The organism is Algibacter miyuki, from assembly GCF_030409805.1.
GTDB lineage: Bacteria > Bacteroidota > Bacteroidia > Flavobacteriales > Flavobacteriaceae > Algibacter > Algibacter miyuki.
The window spans coordinates 1,115,851-1,131,702 of the sequence record NZ_JAUFQP010000013.1 but is presented as its reverse complement, the minus strand read 5'-3'; the positions used below and the strand labels follow the sequence as shown (position 1 = coordinate 1,131,702).

The window sequence follows — 15,852 nt, the reverse complement described above, 5'->3', positions numbered from 1 at the left end:
AGTATGGTGTTCATCTATTATGATAACTAGTATGTGATAACCTATTTTGATATCACTATTTTCACATCAATAATTTTATTTATTTGCTGTGCACTGACTTTTATTTATTCTAAAATAACATCATCCTAAAACGCTGCTAGAACACTATAAATCAATACTTAAACAATAATTTATTGATAACTTTTTGTAAGTTCTTTCATATAAGAAACATTACCTTTAAATTTGAAGTCAAACCAAACCCCCAAATCCTATGACAAAATCATTAATAGTGCTAGCCTTTATAGGCTTTTCTTGTTATGTAAACGCTCAAAAATCAATAGAAAAACAATTGGAAACGATTGAAACACCTGAGCAAATCGAAGCCTTTCTAGAATCTAAAAACTCTACAAAAAACAAACTCATTACTTTTAACGAAGAAAAACACAAAACAAGTTTAGCTAAAGAACTCTTAGGTTTACGCATTGGCGGAACCAAAGTAAACGAAAATCAATTTGAAAAAACGATTTACAAAGTTGTAGAGAAACATACAAAATCTTACAATAGAATATCTTATATCTATTTAGATGGTACAAAATATAATTTAGAAGATTTAAACAATCTACGAGATAAAATTATATTCAAATTTAACCATGGTGCTCCTTTCGACTTTTTATCGAAGCAATATTCTATGGATGATAACGCTAATAAAGGTGGCGATTTAGGTTGGTTTTTAGAAAGTGACGTAGACCCCATTTTTGCAAACGAAATAATTAATGGTAATCACGAATTAAATGATATTTTTACTATTGATATTCCCGAAAAAAATTGGTATTATGTGGTCTTGAAAACTTACGATCCAAAAAACATTTCGGAAGTTGAAGTTTTAAAAATCGTTGAACCCAAAGCATAATGCAATTATTTTATAATTCCACAGTAAACGAGAACACCACACAATTTTCTTTTGAAAAAGAAGAAAGCCGCCATATTGTAAAGGTTTTACGTAAACAAGTTGGCGATACATTACATATTACAAATGGTAAAGGTTGGTTGTTTTCAGCCGAAATTTCCATACCTAACATTAATAAATGTACAGCCGAAATAGTTTCAAAAACATTACAACCTAAAAGAAATTATAATCTACACTTAGCGGTTGCTCCAACAAAAATGAACGACCGCTACGAGTGGTTTCTAGAAAAAGCAACCGAAATAGGTATCGATAGTATTACGCCTATTTTTTGCGACCATAGCGAACGTAAAGTAATTAAAGCCGAACGTTTCGAACGTATTATACAATCGGCAGCCAAACAATCGTTAAGCTGTTATTTACCAGTTTTAAATAATGCTGTTTCCTTTAAAGACTTCATAAAACAAGACTTTTCAGGTAATCTTTTTATCGCACATTGTGAAGAAACAGATAAAAAATCGTTAAAAGGAGAACTCAAACCAAAGCAAGACATCACGATTTTAATTGGCCCAGAAGGCGATTTTTCTGTTAAAGAAATAGAACAAGCGCTTCAAAATAAATTTATTCCTGTAACTTTGGGAGAAACGCGTTTACGCACTGAAACAGCTGCTATTGTGGCTTGCCATTCCGTAGCGTTTACAAACGAAATCTAAAGTCCGAAAATGGCTATAAAAATTAAATTGTCTGTTATTTTATGTTTGCTCACCCTTTTTTGCTTTGCACAGAAAGTGGCCGTTTTAAAATATCAAGGCGGTGGCGATTGGTATGGTAACCCCACAGCATTGCCCAATTTAGTTGCCTTTTGCAATAAAAACATAGATACTAAAATAAACCCAAAAACAGAAATTGTAGAAGTAGGCAGTACCGATATTTTTCAATATCCATTTTTACATATGACGGGGCATGGCAACGTATTTTTTAATGAAACGGATGCTGAAAATCTAAGCAATTATTTAATTTCTGGTGGTTTTTTGCATATTGATGATAATTACGGTATGCAACCTTATATTGTAAAGGAACTCAAAAAAGTATTTCCGAATAAAGATCTTATTGAACTTCCGGTAAATCATCCTATTTTTAATTCGGCTTATAAATTCCCTAAAGGTTTACCCAAAATACATGAACACGACGGAAAACGTCCGCAAGCTTTTGGACTATTTAATAACGACAGACTCATTTTATTATTCACCTTTGAAAGTGATTTAGGAGATGGTTGGGAAGACCCACAAATACATAACGACCCAGTAGATGTAAGAGAAAAAGCACTACAAATGGGAGCTAATATTATAAAATATGCTTTTGAGAATTGAATAACAAAAAGTAAAAAACAAAGCATTTAACCGAATAAACATTTTAAATAAAAATAACTCAAATTGCAACTCACCCACTACACTACAAATTTCAACAAACGTATATTTCCTATAATTTTGGTTTGTGATAACGTTACCAACGCTCCAAATATTGGTAGTTTATTCAGAATTTCTGATGCTTTTGGTATTGAAAAACTAATACTTTGTGGTGAAAATATTTCGTTTGGTAGAAAAATGGCAAAGACATCTCGAGCCACAGAAAAAGTTGTAACTTATGAAGTTAATCAAGATGCTTTAGAAATTATTAAAGATTTAAAAAGTAAAAACTATCAGATTATTTCATTAGAAATTACAGATTCTAGCGAACCTATTCACAATGTTCAGTTTTCAACAAAAAAACCAATCGCCTTATTTATTGGTGATGAGAATTTTGGTGTTTCCGACGCTATTTTAAAACAATCCGACGCGGTTATTCATATTGATATGTTCGGACAAAACAGTAGTATGAATGTGGTTCAAGCCACGAATATTGCTTTATATGAAATAACAAAACAAATTTCTGCTTCCCAATAAAATTCAGAAAATAGATATTATAAAAAGTACCTCTCAAAATTTCTCCCAAATAATATTATATTTACTTTATGAATTCAAACACCATTTCCAACGGTATTTTAAAAGCCATAGGCATTGTTTTAGGCGTGGCGCTTACCTTATATTTTCTGTACAAAATACAATCGGTAATTGGCTACATTGCCATTGCCTCTGTTATTTCGCTTATTGGTCGCCCTATTGTACTGTTTTTAGAGCGTAAATTGAAGTTTAAAAACACCATTGCTGTGATTATAACTATGCTTGTTTTACTGGGCTTATTTCTTGGTTTAGTAGGCTTATTTATTCCTTTAGTGGTTAAGCAAGGACAAAATTTATCCCTTTTAAACATAGACCAATTACAAGATAATGTTGAACATTTATACCGCGAAATTATAAAGTATTTTGACTTACATCAAATCGATGTTGAACAATCACTTAAAGAATCTAATATATTATCAAAAATAAATTTCGCCATGATTCCCGATTTTTTAAACGCTATTATCAGTGGTTTAGGAAGTTTCAGTATTGGTCTATTTTCTGTACTATTTATATCTTTTTTCTTTTTAAAAGACAGTCATTTGTTCGCCAATGGCATCCTTATTTTTATTCCAGATAACAAGGAATCTCGTTGGGAAAAATCGTCAACGCAAATAAAAGATTTACTGTCTCGTTATTTCGTAGGGCTTATTTTTCAAATTCTAATCCTCTTTATCATTTACACTATTGGTTTACTTATTGTAGGTGTCGAAAACGCAATTGTTATTGCTTTTTTATGTGCCTTACTTAACCTAATCCCCTATGTTGGGCCACTTATTGGTGCATTTTTAATGCTAACCTTAACTATGACCAGCAATTTAGACGAAAGTTTTAGCGAGGTTATTATGCCAAAAACATTTTGGGTATTTATCGTGTTTATGATAGGACAATTGGTTGATAATTTTGGCAGCCAACCCATTATATTTTCAAAAAGTGTAAAATCACATCCTTTAGAAATATTTTTAGTTATCTTAATTACCGGCATCCTGTTTGGCATTATTGGTTTAATCATTGCTGTACCTGCATACACTGCGATAAAAGTTATTCTAAAAGCTTTCTTATCAGAAAATCAAGTGGTAAAAAAGCTGACTAAAAATTTATAATGCTTTTGAATATTTCCATTTTACATACCGAAATTCAAGAATTTATAGATGCCAATTTAAAAACTGATGTCACTTCTATTTTACTAAAAGGCACAGCTTTTCCTTTGGTAGAAACCAGTACCATTATTGAACAAATAGAAGCGAAAACACGTTGCGAAAAAAAGTTACCAACTTGGTTTAACGCCAAAAACATCTATTTTCCTAATAAATTAAATATTGAACAAACCTCTTCGGAAAAAACAGCAAAACACAAAGCCGATTTAATCACCGGAAAATCTATAATAGATTTAACAGGCGGTTTTGGAGTCGATTGTTTTTACTTTTCGAAACAATTTAAAACCGTTACACATTGCGAAATTAATCCCAAACTATCAGAAATTGTAAACCATAATTACAAACAGTTAGGCGTTGAAAACATAAAAACTCTGGCCGTTGACGGTATGGCGTATTTAAGTGAAACTAACGCAATTTATGATTGGATTTATATCGATCCATCGCGACGACACGATAGTAAAGGCAAAGTCTTCTTTTTAAACGATTGCTTGCCCAATGTGCCACAATATTTAGATGTTTTATTCAGTCGTGCTAAAAACATCATGATTAAAACAGCACCTTTACTCGATTTATCGGTTGGCATAAGTGAATTAAAACAAGTTAAAACCATTCAAATTGTAGCTTTAAATAATGAAGTTAAAGAATTACTGTGGATTTTAGAAGCTGAATTTTCAGGACAAACAACCATTGAAACTATCAACCTAAAAAAAGATAAAAACGAAACCTTCAACTTTGTTTTAGATGAAGAAAAAACGATTGAATCTAACTATTCTAAGCCACTCACCTATTTATACGAGCCTAATTCGGCTATTTTAAAATCGGGAGCTTTTAATTCCATAGCGCTTCATTTTAACATTTTCAAGCTTCATAAACATTCTCATCTTTATACTAGTGACGTCTTAATCGATTTTCCTGGTCGGGTTTTTAAAATTGAAAAAACACTTCAGTATAATAAAAAAGAAATCAAAAAACTTAGGCTTTCAAAAGCGAATATTACCACGAGAAATTTCCCGGAAACGGTGCAAAATATTAGAAAAAAATTCAACATTAAAGACGGTGGTGAATTGTATTTATTTTTCACTACCGATATAGATAACAATAAAGTGGTGGTTATTTCTAAACGAGTAAATTCTTAAAAAAATTAGAAAAAAAAAATCTCAGACCATAAGCCTGAGATTTTCCATATTACCAATTTATGAAATTGATACTTAATTAATATACCCGAAATTTTGACTAATTTCAGCGGTTACATCGATAGTAGCCTGAGGAATAGCGTAAACTCTTAAATACGGCTCCGTAGTTGGTTTGGCTGTATAAGGCTCATCAAAAGTTCCAAAACGTATCATCTGTTTTCTACGATACATTTCCCAATACATTTCGAAACCAATTTCGTTATATAATGTTGTTTCATCTAAAGAAGTAATAGCAACACCTGGCGCATTTCCGAAGAGTGCTTCACGCGTTCTACTTGTTCTTAACATATTGATATCGGCAAGCGCTAAAGCTGTTTCTCCGTTACGGAAATAAGCCTCTGCACGCATACAATACATACCTCCTAAACGGTATAGTGGCACATCTACGGCAGAGTTTCCGTTACCGTAGTTAGGGTCGAATTCCCACTTAAAGTTACGTACACCACGATTAATTTGATCTTGAGAAAACACAGCTTCTACCGGGTTACTAAAATCTAAATCTGGAGTATAATCCATTGGTGTTGTCGTGTTTTTTTCCATGTACAATTTAGTGATTTCAATACGTCCATCGGCCGTCATGTTAAAACCACCTTTTCCGTCTAAAGTTGGGCCATACTGTTGCCCTACTTGTAAACCACGGTTAAAATGTACAAGTAACTTTCCGGTATCTGTTCTGGTATCTTCAGCAGGTACACTCCCTGTGGTTCCATCGTTCATAAACCAAGTACCATCACTATATTGGTAGTAACGGTGAAAACGAGGATCGTCATGATTTCCATCCCAAGTGTAGTAAAACTCAGGTTCTACGCAAGATCCGTTTGTACCACGATTATCTGGTGTTTGCTTTTGTGCACGCCCTGTAGACATGTATGCAAAATCGTTATCACTAGTACGTATGTTATCATTTTCTTGAGCTACAGCAAAAATAATTTCAGAACCGCTGCCATTATCTATATCAAAATTCTTAAAATAGTTACTCTCTAAACTAAAGCTACCATCAATTAATAATGATGTGTAATAAATAACTTTATCCATATCGTTACCATTATTATCTACAGCAGTTTCCGTAAAATTAAAACTAGAACTTGCATTATAACGATCTTTAAAAACAGCTCTATTTAAGTACATATCTGCCAATAATGCATAAGCCGCTTGTTTTGTAAAACGCCCATTATAGGTTTGTTGTTCACCTAAATTAACAAGGTTTGGTATAATACGTTCTACATCGGCAATAAGGTTATCAATTTCAGTTTCACCTTGAAGAATTTCTAAAGGCGCACCCGCTGTAAAAGGGTCTCTATATGGCGCTTGATTAAATAAATCTAACGTATTGTAAACATATAAAGCCAATAAACCTTGAGCTTCTGCTAAAAACAAATCGTAATTTGCGTAATCTGGATTTTGCTCTAAAGACTCAATTGCAGTTAAGGTTTTAGTGATTCCGCTCGTTAAATTATTCCAAGTACCGGCAACTGCAGCATTGTTTGTTCCCCAAGTAAACTCGGTTAATGCACGCCATTTTCCACCATCGCCCCAGTCACTTCCTCGGGTTGGCAACATACACTCATCGGTTGGATATTCTTGCAAACCAAACACATTACCATGATCGGTAAAGGTTCTATTTGCTAATTGACCGTAAGCCGCAGCCATGGCGCTTTCTGGGTTAGAGCTTTCTCCACCAATAACTTCGTCTATTACTTCTTCATTCAAATCTGTACAACTAAAAACGAGTGCACCAACCATGAATACGGAAGCTATTTTTGATATTTTATTTGAAATTTTCATAAATTATAATTTTAAAGTTGCACCAAGTAAAAATGATCTTGAAGAAGGATAAGTCGTGTAATCTATACCAATAGATTGATTTCCTCCAGAAGCACGCGGGCTGTTAACCAACGGATCGAATCCTGAATAATTAGTGATTGTAAAAAGGTTTTGTCCGCTAACGTAAAGGTTTAAACCTTGTAACCAAGTTATGTTAAGCGCATCGGTGTCTATAGAATAACCAAGTCTCGCATTGTTTAAACGAATGAAATCTGATTTTTCTAAGTATAGTGTAGATAATTGTGGTTGGTTTGTAAAACTTGCACCATCATCATAAAATTCAGACAATACATTTCTATCTGAAACAATATTGTTAATGTTTAATGCCAAGTTGGTGTTATTAACCAATAAACCTCCTGTTTGCCCAATAAAAGCAAGACTTAAATCCCAACGTTTGTAGCTTAAGTTTGTATTTAAACCAAAGGTGAAATTTGGAAGTGCGCCTTCAAATATTTGACGATCTTCAGTATTAATAACGCTATCATTATTAAAATCTTCAAAAATATCGTTTCCATCAGCATCAAAACCTAAATGTTTCAGCATAAAGAAAGAACCAGCCTCGTATCCACTTTTATAGATATTGGCAAAAACCCCAGATAATCCAGGACCTGCAACACTCCCTGAGTATAATTCTGATACTGGTAGATTTTGTATTTCATTATTTAAAGTTGCTCCGTTAACATCTACGCTCCATGAAAAATCTTCAGCATTAATAAGTTTACTACCTAAGGCAAACTCAAAACCTTTGTTTACAATTTTTCCATCGATGTTTTTCCAAACCGTTGTAGTAGGACTTAATGGTTCCGAAGAAATATTTAAAATAGCATCGGTTGTCGTTTTATTATAATAATCTAAAGATCCGTAAAGCTTGTTGTTCCATAAACTGAAATCTAAACCAACGTTTAATTGTTCTACAACTTCCCATTTTAAATCTGGGTTTGCCGTACGGTTTACAACAATTCCGTTTATTAAATTATAATCGTCATACAAATAATAACCACCTGAAGCCGATTGCGAATAGCTGGCTTGAGTAATTTTATTCTGAACTTCTTGGTTACCCGTTTGCCCCCAACTCATTCTAAATTTTAATTGATCGATATCATCTACTTCACTAATAAAGTTTTCGTTATCTAAATTCCAACCTAAAGCAAACGATGGGAAATAACCATATTTATTATTTTCGCCAAAACGTGTAGAACCATCCGCTCTTAAAGAAGCAGTAAGTAAATATTTATCATCAAAATTATAGTTTAATCTTCCAAAGTAAGATTGCAACTCATTTCTTTGCGCATATCCACTAACGCCAGATTGCTCACCAGAATAACCAGGATCGTATTCAGGAGCTACTCCCGTACCTTTTTCATCTATACCTATTAAAGAAAATGTAGTTCCAGAGAAATCGAATTCTTGATAAGAGAACCCTCCTAAAACTTCAAACTTACTTTTATTTAAACCAAATCGGTAGGTTAAATAATGCTCCATTAAAACACTTTCAGACTCTAAATTATTCTGAACATAAGCACCATCTGGCGTTCTATCGGTAGCATTTGGATAAATAGTAGAATTTCTTTCGGAAACCGAACGATCTATACCATAATTAAACTTGTATTCTAAACCATCTATAATTCTGAAGGAGGTTTCTAGATTTCCTAAAACACGTAGCGTTTGCGTATGGTCATCATAAATATCCAACAAATACATGGGGTTATAATTTTGGTTTAGGTTGAAGTTGGTAAAATCGCCATCTTCAGTAAAAACAGGTTGTGTTGGGTTTGCCATTAACGCATGAATAATTAATTGTCCATCCGATCCAGCATCTGCTCCATTTGGAACACCTGTTTCATTAATTTGACTGGCCGTTAAATTCACTTTAACCTTTAAACGTTTGTTGTCTAAAAACGACTCTTCAGCATTTAAACGTGCTGTTGTTCTTTTAAAACCACTCGTTTCAACAATACCTTCCTGATCCATAAAAGATAAAGAGGTATAATAGTTTCCGCTGTCCGTCTTTTTAGCAAACGAAAAGTTGTTGTTTTTTGTTACTGCGCTGCGCAATAACTCCTCTTGCCAATCGGTAGATCCACCATGATCGTAAGCTACATCGGTAATGGCGTTTCTGTATTCATCAGCCGATAACACGTTGGTCTTTTTAATAACAGAAGCTACACTTAAATAAGAATCTACCGTAATAGACGCCTCTCCAGTTTTTCCTTTTTTAGTGGTGATAATTACAACACCATTAGAACCCCTAGCCCCGTAAATAGCGGCCGCCGATGCATCTTTTAAAACGGTAATAGAAGCAATATCGCTAGTGTTTAAAAAGTTTAACGGGTTTTTAGCACTAGAACTACCCAAACCTACATTCGGGCTAGCAGCACTAACGTTCTCGTTACTTAACGGTATACCATCCACCACAAATAATGGCGAACTACCACTACGAATAGACCCTACACCACGAATGGAAACATTAACACCTGCACCCGGCTCGCCACTAGATTGTACAACGCGTACACCTGCAACTTTACCTTGGATTAAATTATCTGGAGAAACGTTAACCCCTTTTTTGAAATCGTCACTAGACAACTGAGTTACCGCTCCTGTTAAATCCTTTTTTGTTTGTTGTCCGTAGCCTACAATTAGAACTTCGTCTAACATCGCATTTAACGGCTTTAAATTAATTTTTAAATTTTCGGATGTTACTTCAACATCCAAAGTTTCATAGCCTACAAAAGACACCTGAAGTGTTTGCCCTATAACGGCACTAATAGAAAAAACACCATCAAAATCGGTAGAAGCTCCTGTTGAAGTTCCTTTTAAAATAATGGTAGCTCCAGGTAATGGCACGCCAGATTCGTCTAAAACAACACCCTTTATAGGGCTTTGAATCTTCGTTTTTACGACATTTAAACTTCTAGCAGACGTGCTATTTGCATATCCTGTTTGGTATAATACAATAGATAAAACTAAAAAAGCTATGTTCTTTAGTGTAAAAAAATTATTTTTAGTGTACATTTTTAAGTGATTGGTTTTACAATGCTTAATGATTTAGCCGTAGTTGTTCCAGCAACTACGGTTTTTAATTTGTAAATTAGGGTTGCTATTTAATTATTACATCGGTTTCAAATTTTGAGTTTGTAGATTCCTTTTTTAACATATTCTTATGTTCTTAGAGATTGCAAAACAATAAAATATCAACCTCTTCTAATTTACCTTATCGTTATCTCATTATTAAATAATCCCAACTTACAATTTCACCTAAAAAACATTAACAATAAACAAATCAAACACTTAAGCATATTTTTAAATATTAATATGAAACCAAAAATTGGTCTTTTATTTTCATTTTATTAACATACTATTAAACTTAGCAGACTACTTTTGTGCCTTAAAAATTTAACTCCATTTTATGAAACATTACAGCGCTTTACTACTCCTATATTTTAGTTTTAACGTATTTGCACAACACGACACTTTACATATTAACCAAATACAAGTTATTGGTTCTCACAACAGTTATAAAAAGGCTATTGAAGATAAATTGTATAGCTTTTTAGAATCACAAAGTGATAAAATGAAGTCTCTGCAGTACGACCATATCTCTATACCTGAACAGTTAAATTTAGGATTACGAAATTTAGAAATAGATGTTTACCTTGATACCGAAGGCGGAAAATTCGCAAACCCTAAAGGATTACAATTTGCAGAGCCAAAAGAAGATTTTGATCCTAATAAGGACATGTTAAAACCAGGATTTAAAGTTTTACACATGCCTGATATAGATTTTAGATCGCACTACAATACTTTAGAGGCTTGTTTAATGGCGATAAAATCGTGGTCTGACGCTAACCCAACGCACGAACCTGTATTTATTACCTTGGAAGCTAAAGACGGAGATACAAATAGATTTGGAACAACACCTGAAGCCTTTACTGAAACTAGTTTTAAAAACTTGGATAATGCTTTAATTGCTGGTCTTGGCAGAGATAAACTTATAACTCCAGACGATGTTAGAGGTGAACACGCCACCTTAGAAGAAGCTATTTTAAATAATAACTGGCCTACTCTAAAAGCTTCTCGTGGAAAGTTTCTTTTTATTTTAGATGATGCAAAAGCCAAGCGTGCTTTGTACATCAAAAATCATCCATCATTAAAAGGACGTGTTTTATTTGCAAATGCAGAACCAGGAAGTCCAGAAGCTGCTACATTAATTAGAAATAATCCGGAAGATAAAACGATATCAAGCTTGGTGTCTCAAGGCTATATTATTAGAACCCGAGCCGATGCTGGAACAAAAGAAGCAAGAGCAAACGATTATTCACATTTTGAAGCTGCTAAAAAATCTGGAGCACAGATTATAACCACCGATTATTATTTACCAAGTCGATTTTTTGATAGTAATTATCATATTTCTTTTAAAAATAAAGGATATGTTCGTAAAAACCCTGTAAATGCAACTCCTAATTAACTCTTAAAATCATTATAAAATAAGTAAGGTTGCAAATTCAGTAAATATAAGTTTTGAAACTTACGCACTGAATATGCAACCTTATTAAAAATATAAATTAATATACTCCTACAAATCTAATAAACTTGGTAAATACATTGAAATTGCAGGAATATAAGTTATTAAAAGTAGTACCAGTACCATAATTAATAAAAACGGTATTAGCGGCTTTATAACTTGCGACACCGGGACATTAGCGACTCCACTCCCCACAAAGAGAATGGTACCCACAGGCGGTGTACACAGACCAATACAAAGGTTAAGCACTAAAACAATACCAAAATGTACTGGATCCATACCTAAAGCCACTACTACAGGTAAAAATATAGGTGTAAATATTAGAACGGCTGGCGTCATGTCCATAAACGTTCCAATAATTAAAAGCACCACATTAATCACTAAAAAGATAACAATTTTATTACTGAATTGCTCCAACAAAAAGCTACTAATAAGTTCTGGAATACCTTCAAAAGAAAATAACCAAGACATAGCCATAGAAGTACAAATTAAAAACATAACTACCGCAGTTGTTTTTGCACTAGTAAGTAAAATAGAAGGAAAATCTTTAGTTTTTACATCGCCATAAATTAAGGCTAAAACACCTGCATATAATACCGCAATTGCCGACGCTTCTGTTGCTGTAAAAACCCCCGCAACAATACCACCAACCACAATAACTAATAGCAATAAACTAAAAAATGCTTTTCTGAAATACGTCCAAATTAACGATAATGGTACACGATCTCCTTTTGCAAATTTACGTGTTATAGCCACAAAAGCAATATATGCCATAATAGCAAAACCTAATAAAATCCCTGGTAAATATCCTGCTATAAATAAAGCTGCAACCGATGCTGTACCACCACTAGCTAGTGCGTAAACAATTAAAATATTACTTGGCGGAATTAATAATCCTGTAGTTGCCGAGGTAATATTTACCGATGCACTAAATTCTCTTGGGTAACCTTCCTCTTCCATTCTATCGGTCATGATACTACCAATAGCCGAAGTTGCTGCAATTGCAGAACCAGAAATAGCACCAAACAACATCGATGCTAAAACGTTTACATAAGCCAAACCTCCTGGTAAACTGGCCACCAACGATTTTGCGAAATTAATTAATCGGTTAGCGATACCGCCACGCTTCATAATTTCACCAGCCAATACAAAAAATGGAATGGCTAAAAGCGCAAAACTATCTATACCCGTCGTCATACGTTGAGCAATGGTTGTAAGTCCTGGTAAATTATCAATATTTAATAGTAAACTTAACGTGGTTGAAATACCTATACTATAAGCTACGGGAACCTTAAGCATAAGCAAGGTGAAAAAACTTGCAAATAAAACGATGATACTTATTACTTCAATACTCATAATTATTCGGTTATTTCGTTAGCATTAATTTTTCCTAAGTGATATACTGAAAAGCACATAATTAACAAACCACTTAATGGTAAAATGGCATAAATATAGCCTAACGGAATACGTAATGTTCCCGAAAGCTGACCTAGATGTAAGGTGGTGTAAACTAAGTTAAACCCACCGATTACCATAACCACTAAGGCGAATAATAAAATGCAAATTTCTATAAAGATGAGTGCTTTTTTTCTCGTTTTAGTTGAGAATTTCTGATATAAGAAATCCATTGATAAATGTTCTCTTTTGCCGCTTAAATAAGCCGCTCCAAGAATGGATAACCATATTAAAGAAAAACGCGCTAACTCTTCGGTAAAGGCAAACGATTTATTTAAAATATATCGTGAAAACACCTGCCCTAACACATCAATAACCAATAATCCGAATATAAAAACTAAAATATGTTCTATAATTCGGCATACCTTATTAAAAAGAATATCTCCTGTTTTCATACTTATTGATTTTTTATTTGATTGATGATTTCACTCATTTCTGGGTGATCTTTTTGAAAGGCTTCTAAAACAGACTTCGATTGTTCTTGAAAAAGCGACTTGTCTGGTATAATTATTTCTACGCCAGCTTCTTTTGCTTTGGCCATAGATTCTTCTACTGAATTATTCCAGAACACTTTTTCAGCCTGTGAAGATTCATCAGCAGATTCTTGAACCCATACCTTTTCTTCTTCGGATAAACTATCCCAATATTTAGTCCCCACTAATAACACATCAGGAACCGATGAGTGTTGATCTAAAGTGTAATATTTACTCACTTCATAATGGTTAGACGATACAAATGATGGCGGATTATTTTCCGCTCCATCAACCACACCTTGCTGAATGGCCGTATACAATTCTCCGTAAGCCATTGGCGTTGGCGAGCCTCCTAAAGCTTCTACCATGTTAATTGCCATTTGGTTATTCATCACCCTAATCTTTAAGCCTTTTAAGTCTTCAGGGGTACGTATCGCTTTATTCGATGTGTAAAAACTTCGACTACCAGCATCGTAATAACACAAGCCACGTAACCAAAATTTACTACCTTTTTGTAAAATAGATTTTCCTACTTCACCCTCTAAAACATCAAATTGGTGTTGTTTATCTCTAAACAAATACGGAATACCTAAAATATGATATTCAGGCACAAAATTAGATAAGGTAGCGGCACTTACTTTAGTAATAGCCACACTGCCTATTTGCAGCAACTCTAATACTTCACGTTCCGAACCTAATTGGCCGTCAGGAAATATTTTAACTTCTAATTTGCCTCCAGATTTTTCGTTTAAAGCCTTTTGGAATTCTAAAATCCCTTTGTGTACAGGGTGTGTTTGCGGTAGTGTATGCGCCAAATACAAGGTTTTTACACCATTGTCCTTTTTGCAACTTTGCATAACGAACACTACTAAGAGCGCCCATATAATTCTATTCATCATTTTATTTAGTTTAGTTGTTGGGTATGTTGAATTTAGAGCTTAAAGTTAAAATAATTTACGGCATTATTGTAACAAATATCCTGAATCATTTTGCCTAAAAACACCGTGTCGTTTGGCACTAGGCCTTTGTTGACATCTTCAGCAATTAAATCGCATAAAATTCTTCGGAAATACTCATGTCTTGGAAAAGATAAAAAGCTGCGGCTATCGGTTAACATCCCCACAAAACGACTTAATAAGCCCATATTTGATAGGGTATTAAGCTGTTTTTCCATGCCATCTTTTTGGTCTAAAAACCACCAACCTGAGCCCCATTGCATTTTCCCTGGTGTGGTTCCGCTTTGGAAATTCCCCATCATAGTTGCAAAAACTTCATTTTGCGCAGGATTCAAATTATAAGTAATTGTTTTTGCTAATTGGTTGGTAGACTCTAAGTTTTTAAATAGTGCAGACATAAATTCGGCATAATTATAATCAGCAATAGAATCGCAACCCGCATCCAAACCAACTTGAGCTTCTAAGCGGGTGTTGTTGTTTCTAATAGAACCTAAATGGTATTGCTGTGCCCAATCGAATTCGTGATATTTCCTTCCTAAGTAAAGGAATAAAAATGATCTATACGTTGTAATTTCTTCTATTGAAAGTGTTTCATTTTTTAGTTTCTTTTCAAAAATTAAAGCGACTTGTTCATCTGTAAAATCAACCATTTCAAGATGTTCTCCTAATCCAAAATCGGATATTCGACAGCCTAAATCATTAAAATAAACAATACGTGCATCAATCGCTTTTAAAAATTCTTCAAAAGAGTCTACTTTAAAACCAACCGCATTTTCTAGCTTCGTTAAATAATTTAAAAAGTTAGGTTTTCCTATTAAAAATAAATTATCAGGTCGGAATGTAGGCAGTACTTTGGTGTAAAAATTACCTTCGGAAATTTCTTTGTGGTATAATAAATCGTCCACTGGATCATCAGTCGTACAAATTACTTCCACCTTCATATCTTCTAAAAGTTGCGCTGGTGTTTTGTTTTCTAAAATACTATTTGCCTTTTCGTAAATAGCTTCTGCAGTACTTGGCTGCAGGATGTCATCAATATCAAAATACCGTTTTAGCTCTAATTGTGTCCAATGAAACAACGGGTTTCTCAAGGTATAAGGTACCGTTTCTGCCCATTTTAAAAACTTATCTTTTAATGATGCCGCTCCTGTAATATTAAATTCTTCAATACCATTGGCCCGCATACCACGCCATTTGTAATGATCGCCTTTTAACCAAACTTCTGTAATGTTCTTCACTGGTTTGTTTTCAGCAATTTGCTGTGGCGACAAATGGTTATGGTAATCTATAATGGGTAAATCTTTCGCGTACTTATGATATAAGGTTTCAGCAACTTCCGAATTTAATAAAAAATTATCGGTGATAAAGTTTGTTGATTTTATTGCAGACATA

At 33.7% G+C, this 15,852-nt stretch carries 13 protein-coding genes; 7 read left to right on the top strand and 6 right to left on the bottom strand.

All coding sequences use genetic code 11. The features are described 5' to 3' along the window. The first annotated feature begins 250 nt into the window (after window positions 1-250). The 6 genes from QWY92_RS16770 (at window position 251) to QWY92_RS16745 (ending at window position 5,173) form a co-directional block, all read left to right on the top strand. Entirely contained in the window at window positions 251-889 is a 639-nt protein-coding gene (locus tag QWY92_RS16770) for a peptidylprolyl isomerase (RefSeq protein ID WP_290273383.1), read from the top strand. Continuing rightward, window positions 889-1,596 carry a 16S rRNA (uracil(1498)-N(3))-methyltransferase gene (locus tag QWY92_RS16765; protein ID WP_290273379.1) on the top strand — a complete coding sequence of 236 codons (708 nt, stop codon included), beginning with the start codon at window positions 889-891 and terminating at the stop codon, window positions 1,594-1,596. The genes QWY92_RS16770 and QWY92_RS16765 overlap by 1 nt, the downstream gene beginning before the upstream one ends. Before the next feature lie 9 nt (window positions 1,597-1,605). Beyond that, complete coding sequence (locus QWY92_RS16760) at window positions 1,606-2,253, top strand: DUF4159 domain-containing protein (protein WP_290273376.1); 648 nt, start codon at window positions 1,606-1,608, stop codon at window positions 2,251-2,253. 63 nt (window positions 2,254-2,316) lie between these two features. Further along, complete coding sequence (locus QWY92_RS16755) at window positions 2,317-2,826, top strand: TrmH family RNA methyltransferase (RefSeq protein WP_290273372.1); 510 nt, start codon at window positions 2,317-2,319, stop codon at window positions 2,824-2,826. Between the two features lie 68 nt (window positions 2,827-2,894). After that, window positions 2,895-3,983, top strand: coding sequence for an AI-2E family transporter (locus tag QWY92_RS16750; protein ID WP_290273369.1), 1,089 nt, complete (start codon window positions 2,895-2,897; stop codon window positions 3,981-3,983). Next, window positions 3,983-5,173: a THUMP-like domain-containing protein gene (locus QWY92_RS16745; protein ID WP_336622101.1), complete on the top strand. Its 1,191-nt coding sequence runs from the start codon at window positions 3,983-3,985 to the stop codon at window positions 5,171-5,173. Before QWY92_RS16750 ends, QWY92_RS16745 begins: the two co-directional genes overlap by 1 nt. A 72-nt stretch (window positions 5,174-5,245) precedes the next feature. Here QWY92_RS16745 and QWY92_RS16740 read toward each other — a convergent pair whose 3' ends face one another. Both QWY92_RS16740 and QWY92_RS16735 read right to left on the bottom strand, forming a co-directional pair. Next, window positions 5,246-7,015, bottom strand: a complete 1,770-nt coding sequence (locus QWY92_RS16740; RefSeq protein WP_290273365.1) for a RagB/SusD family nutrient uptake outer membrane protein — start codon at window positions 7,013-7,015, stop codon at window positions 5,246-5,248. 3 nt (window positions 7,016-7,018) lie between these two features. Beyond that, entirely contained in the window at window positions 7,019-10,066 is a 3,048-nt protein-coding gene (locus QWY92_RS16735) for a SusC/RagA family TonB-linked outer membrane protein (RefSeq protein ID WP_290273362.1), read from the bottom strand. 394 nt (window positions 10,067-10,460) lie between these two features. Here QWY92_RS16735 and QWY92_RS16730 point away from each other — a divergent pair, with 394 nt between their 5' ends. After that, window positions 10,461-11,519 carry a phosphatidylinositol-specific phospholipase C1-like protein gene (locus QWY92_RS16730; RefSeq protein ID WP_290273358.1) on the top strand — a complete coding sequence of 353 codons (1,059 nt, stop codon included), beginning with the start codon at window positions 10,461-10,463 and terminating at the stop codon, window positions 11,517-11,519. Between the two features lie 108 nt (window positions 11,520-11,627). Here QWY92_RS16730 and QWY92_RS16725 read toward each other — a convergent pair whose 3' ends face one another. From QWY92_RS16725 to uxaC, 4 genes are read right to left on the bottom strand one after another with little or no spacing between them, the layout of a single operon-like run. Continuing rightward, a complete protein-coding gene (locus QWY92_RS16725; protein WP_290273356.1) occupies window positions 11,628-12,932 on the bottom strand; it encodes a TRAP transporter large permease in 1,305 nt (434 codons plus the stop codon). Between the two features lie 2 nt (window positions 12,933-12,934). Next, a complete protein-coding gene (locus QWY92_RS16720) occupies window positions 12,935-13,426 on the bottom strand; it encodes a TRAP transporter small permease (RefSeq protein WP_290273352.1) in 492 nt (163 codons plus the stop codon). A 2-nt stretch (window positions 13,427-13,428) separates the two neighbouring features. Next, complete coding sequence (locus QWY92_RS16715) at window positions 13,429-14,403, bottom strand: TRAP transporter substrate-binding protein (RefSeq protein ID WP_290273350.1); 975 nt, start codon at window positions 14,401-14,403, stop codon at window positions 13,429-13,431. 32 nt (window positions 14,404-14,435) lie between these two features. After that, on the bottom strand, window positions 14,436-15,851 hold the full coding sequence (uxaC, locus tag QWY92_RS16710; RefSeq protein ID WP_290273347.1) for a glucuronate isomerase: 1,416 nt from the start codon (window positions 15,849-15,851) through the stop codon (window positions 14,436-14,438). Window position 15,852 lies beyond the last annotated feature (1 nt).

What these genes read in the sequence shown, in the direction of transcription:
- QWY92_RS16770 (WP_290273383.1), top strand. Translation starts at nt 251, where the DNA reads ATGACAAAATCATTAATAGTGCTAGCCTTTATAGGCTTTTCTTGTTAT.
- QWY92_RS16765 (WP_290273379.1), top strand. Translation starts at nt 889, where the DNA reads ATGCAATTATTTTATAATTCCACAGTAAACGAGAACACCACACAATTT.
- QWY92_RS16760 (WP_290273376.1), top strand. Translation starts at nt 1,606, where the DNA reads ATGGCTATAAAAATTAAATTGTCTGTTATTTTATGTTTGCTCACCCTT.
- QWY92_RS16750 (WP_290273369.1), top strand. Translation starts at nt 2,895, where the DNA reads ATGAATTCAAACACCATTTCCAACGGTATTTTAAAAGCCATAGGCATT.
- QWY92_RS16745 (WP_336622101.1), top strand. Translation starts at nt 3,983, where the DNA reads ATGCTTTTGAATATTTCCATTTTACATACCGAAATTCAAGAATTTATA.
- QWY92_RS16740 (WP_290273365.1), bottom strand. Translation starts at nt 7,015, where the DNA reads ATGAAAATTTCAAATAAAATATCAAAAATAGCTTCCGTATTCATGGTT.
- QWY92_RS16735 (WP_290273362.1), bottom strand. Translation starts at nt 10,066, where the DNA reads ATGTACACTAAAAATAATTTTTTTACACTAAAGAACATAGCTTTTTTA.
- QWY92_RS16730 (WP_290273358.1), top strand. Translation starts at nt 10,461, where the DNA reads ATGAAACATTACAGCGCTTTACTACTCCTATATTTTAGTTTTAACGTA.
- QWY92_RS16725 (WP_290273356.1), bottom strand. Translation starts at nt 12,932, where the DNA reads ATGAGTATTGAAGTAATAAGTATCATCGTTTTATTTGCAAGTTTTTTC.
- QWY92_RS16720 (WP_290273352.1), bottom strand. Translation starts at nt 13,426, where the DNA reads ATGAAAACAGGAGATATTCTTTTTAATAAGGTATGCCGAATTATAGAA.
- QWY92_RS16715 (WP_290273350.1), bottom strand. Translation starts at nt 14,403, where the DNA reads ATGATGAATAGAATTATATGGGCGCTCTTAGTAGTGTTCGTTATGCAA.
- uxaC (WP_290273347.1), bottom strand. Translation starts at nt 15,851, where the DNA reads ATGTCTGCAATAAAATCAACAAACTTTATCACCGATAATTTTTTATTA.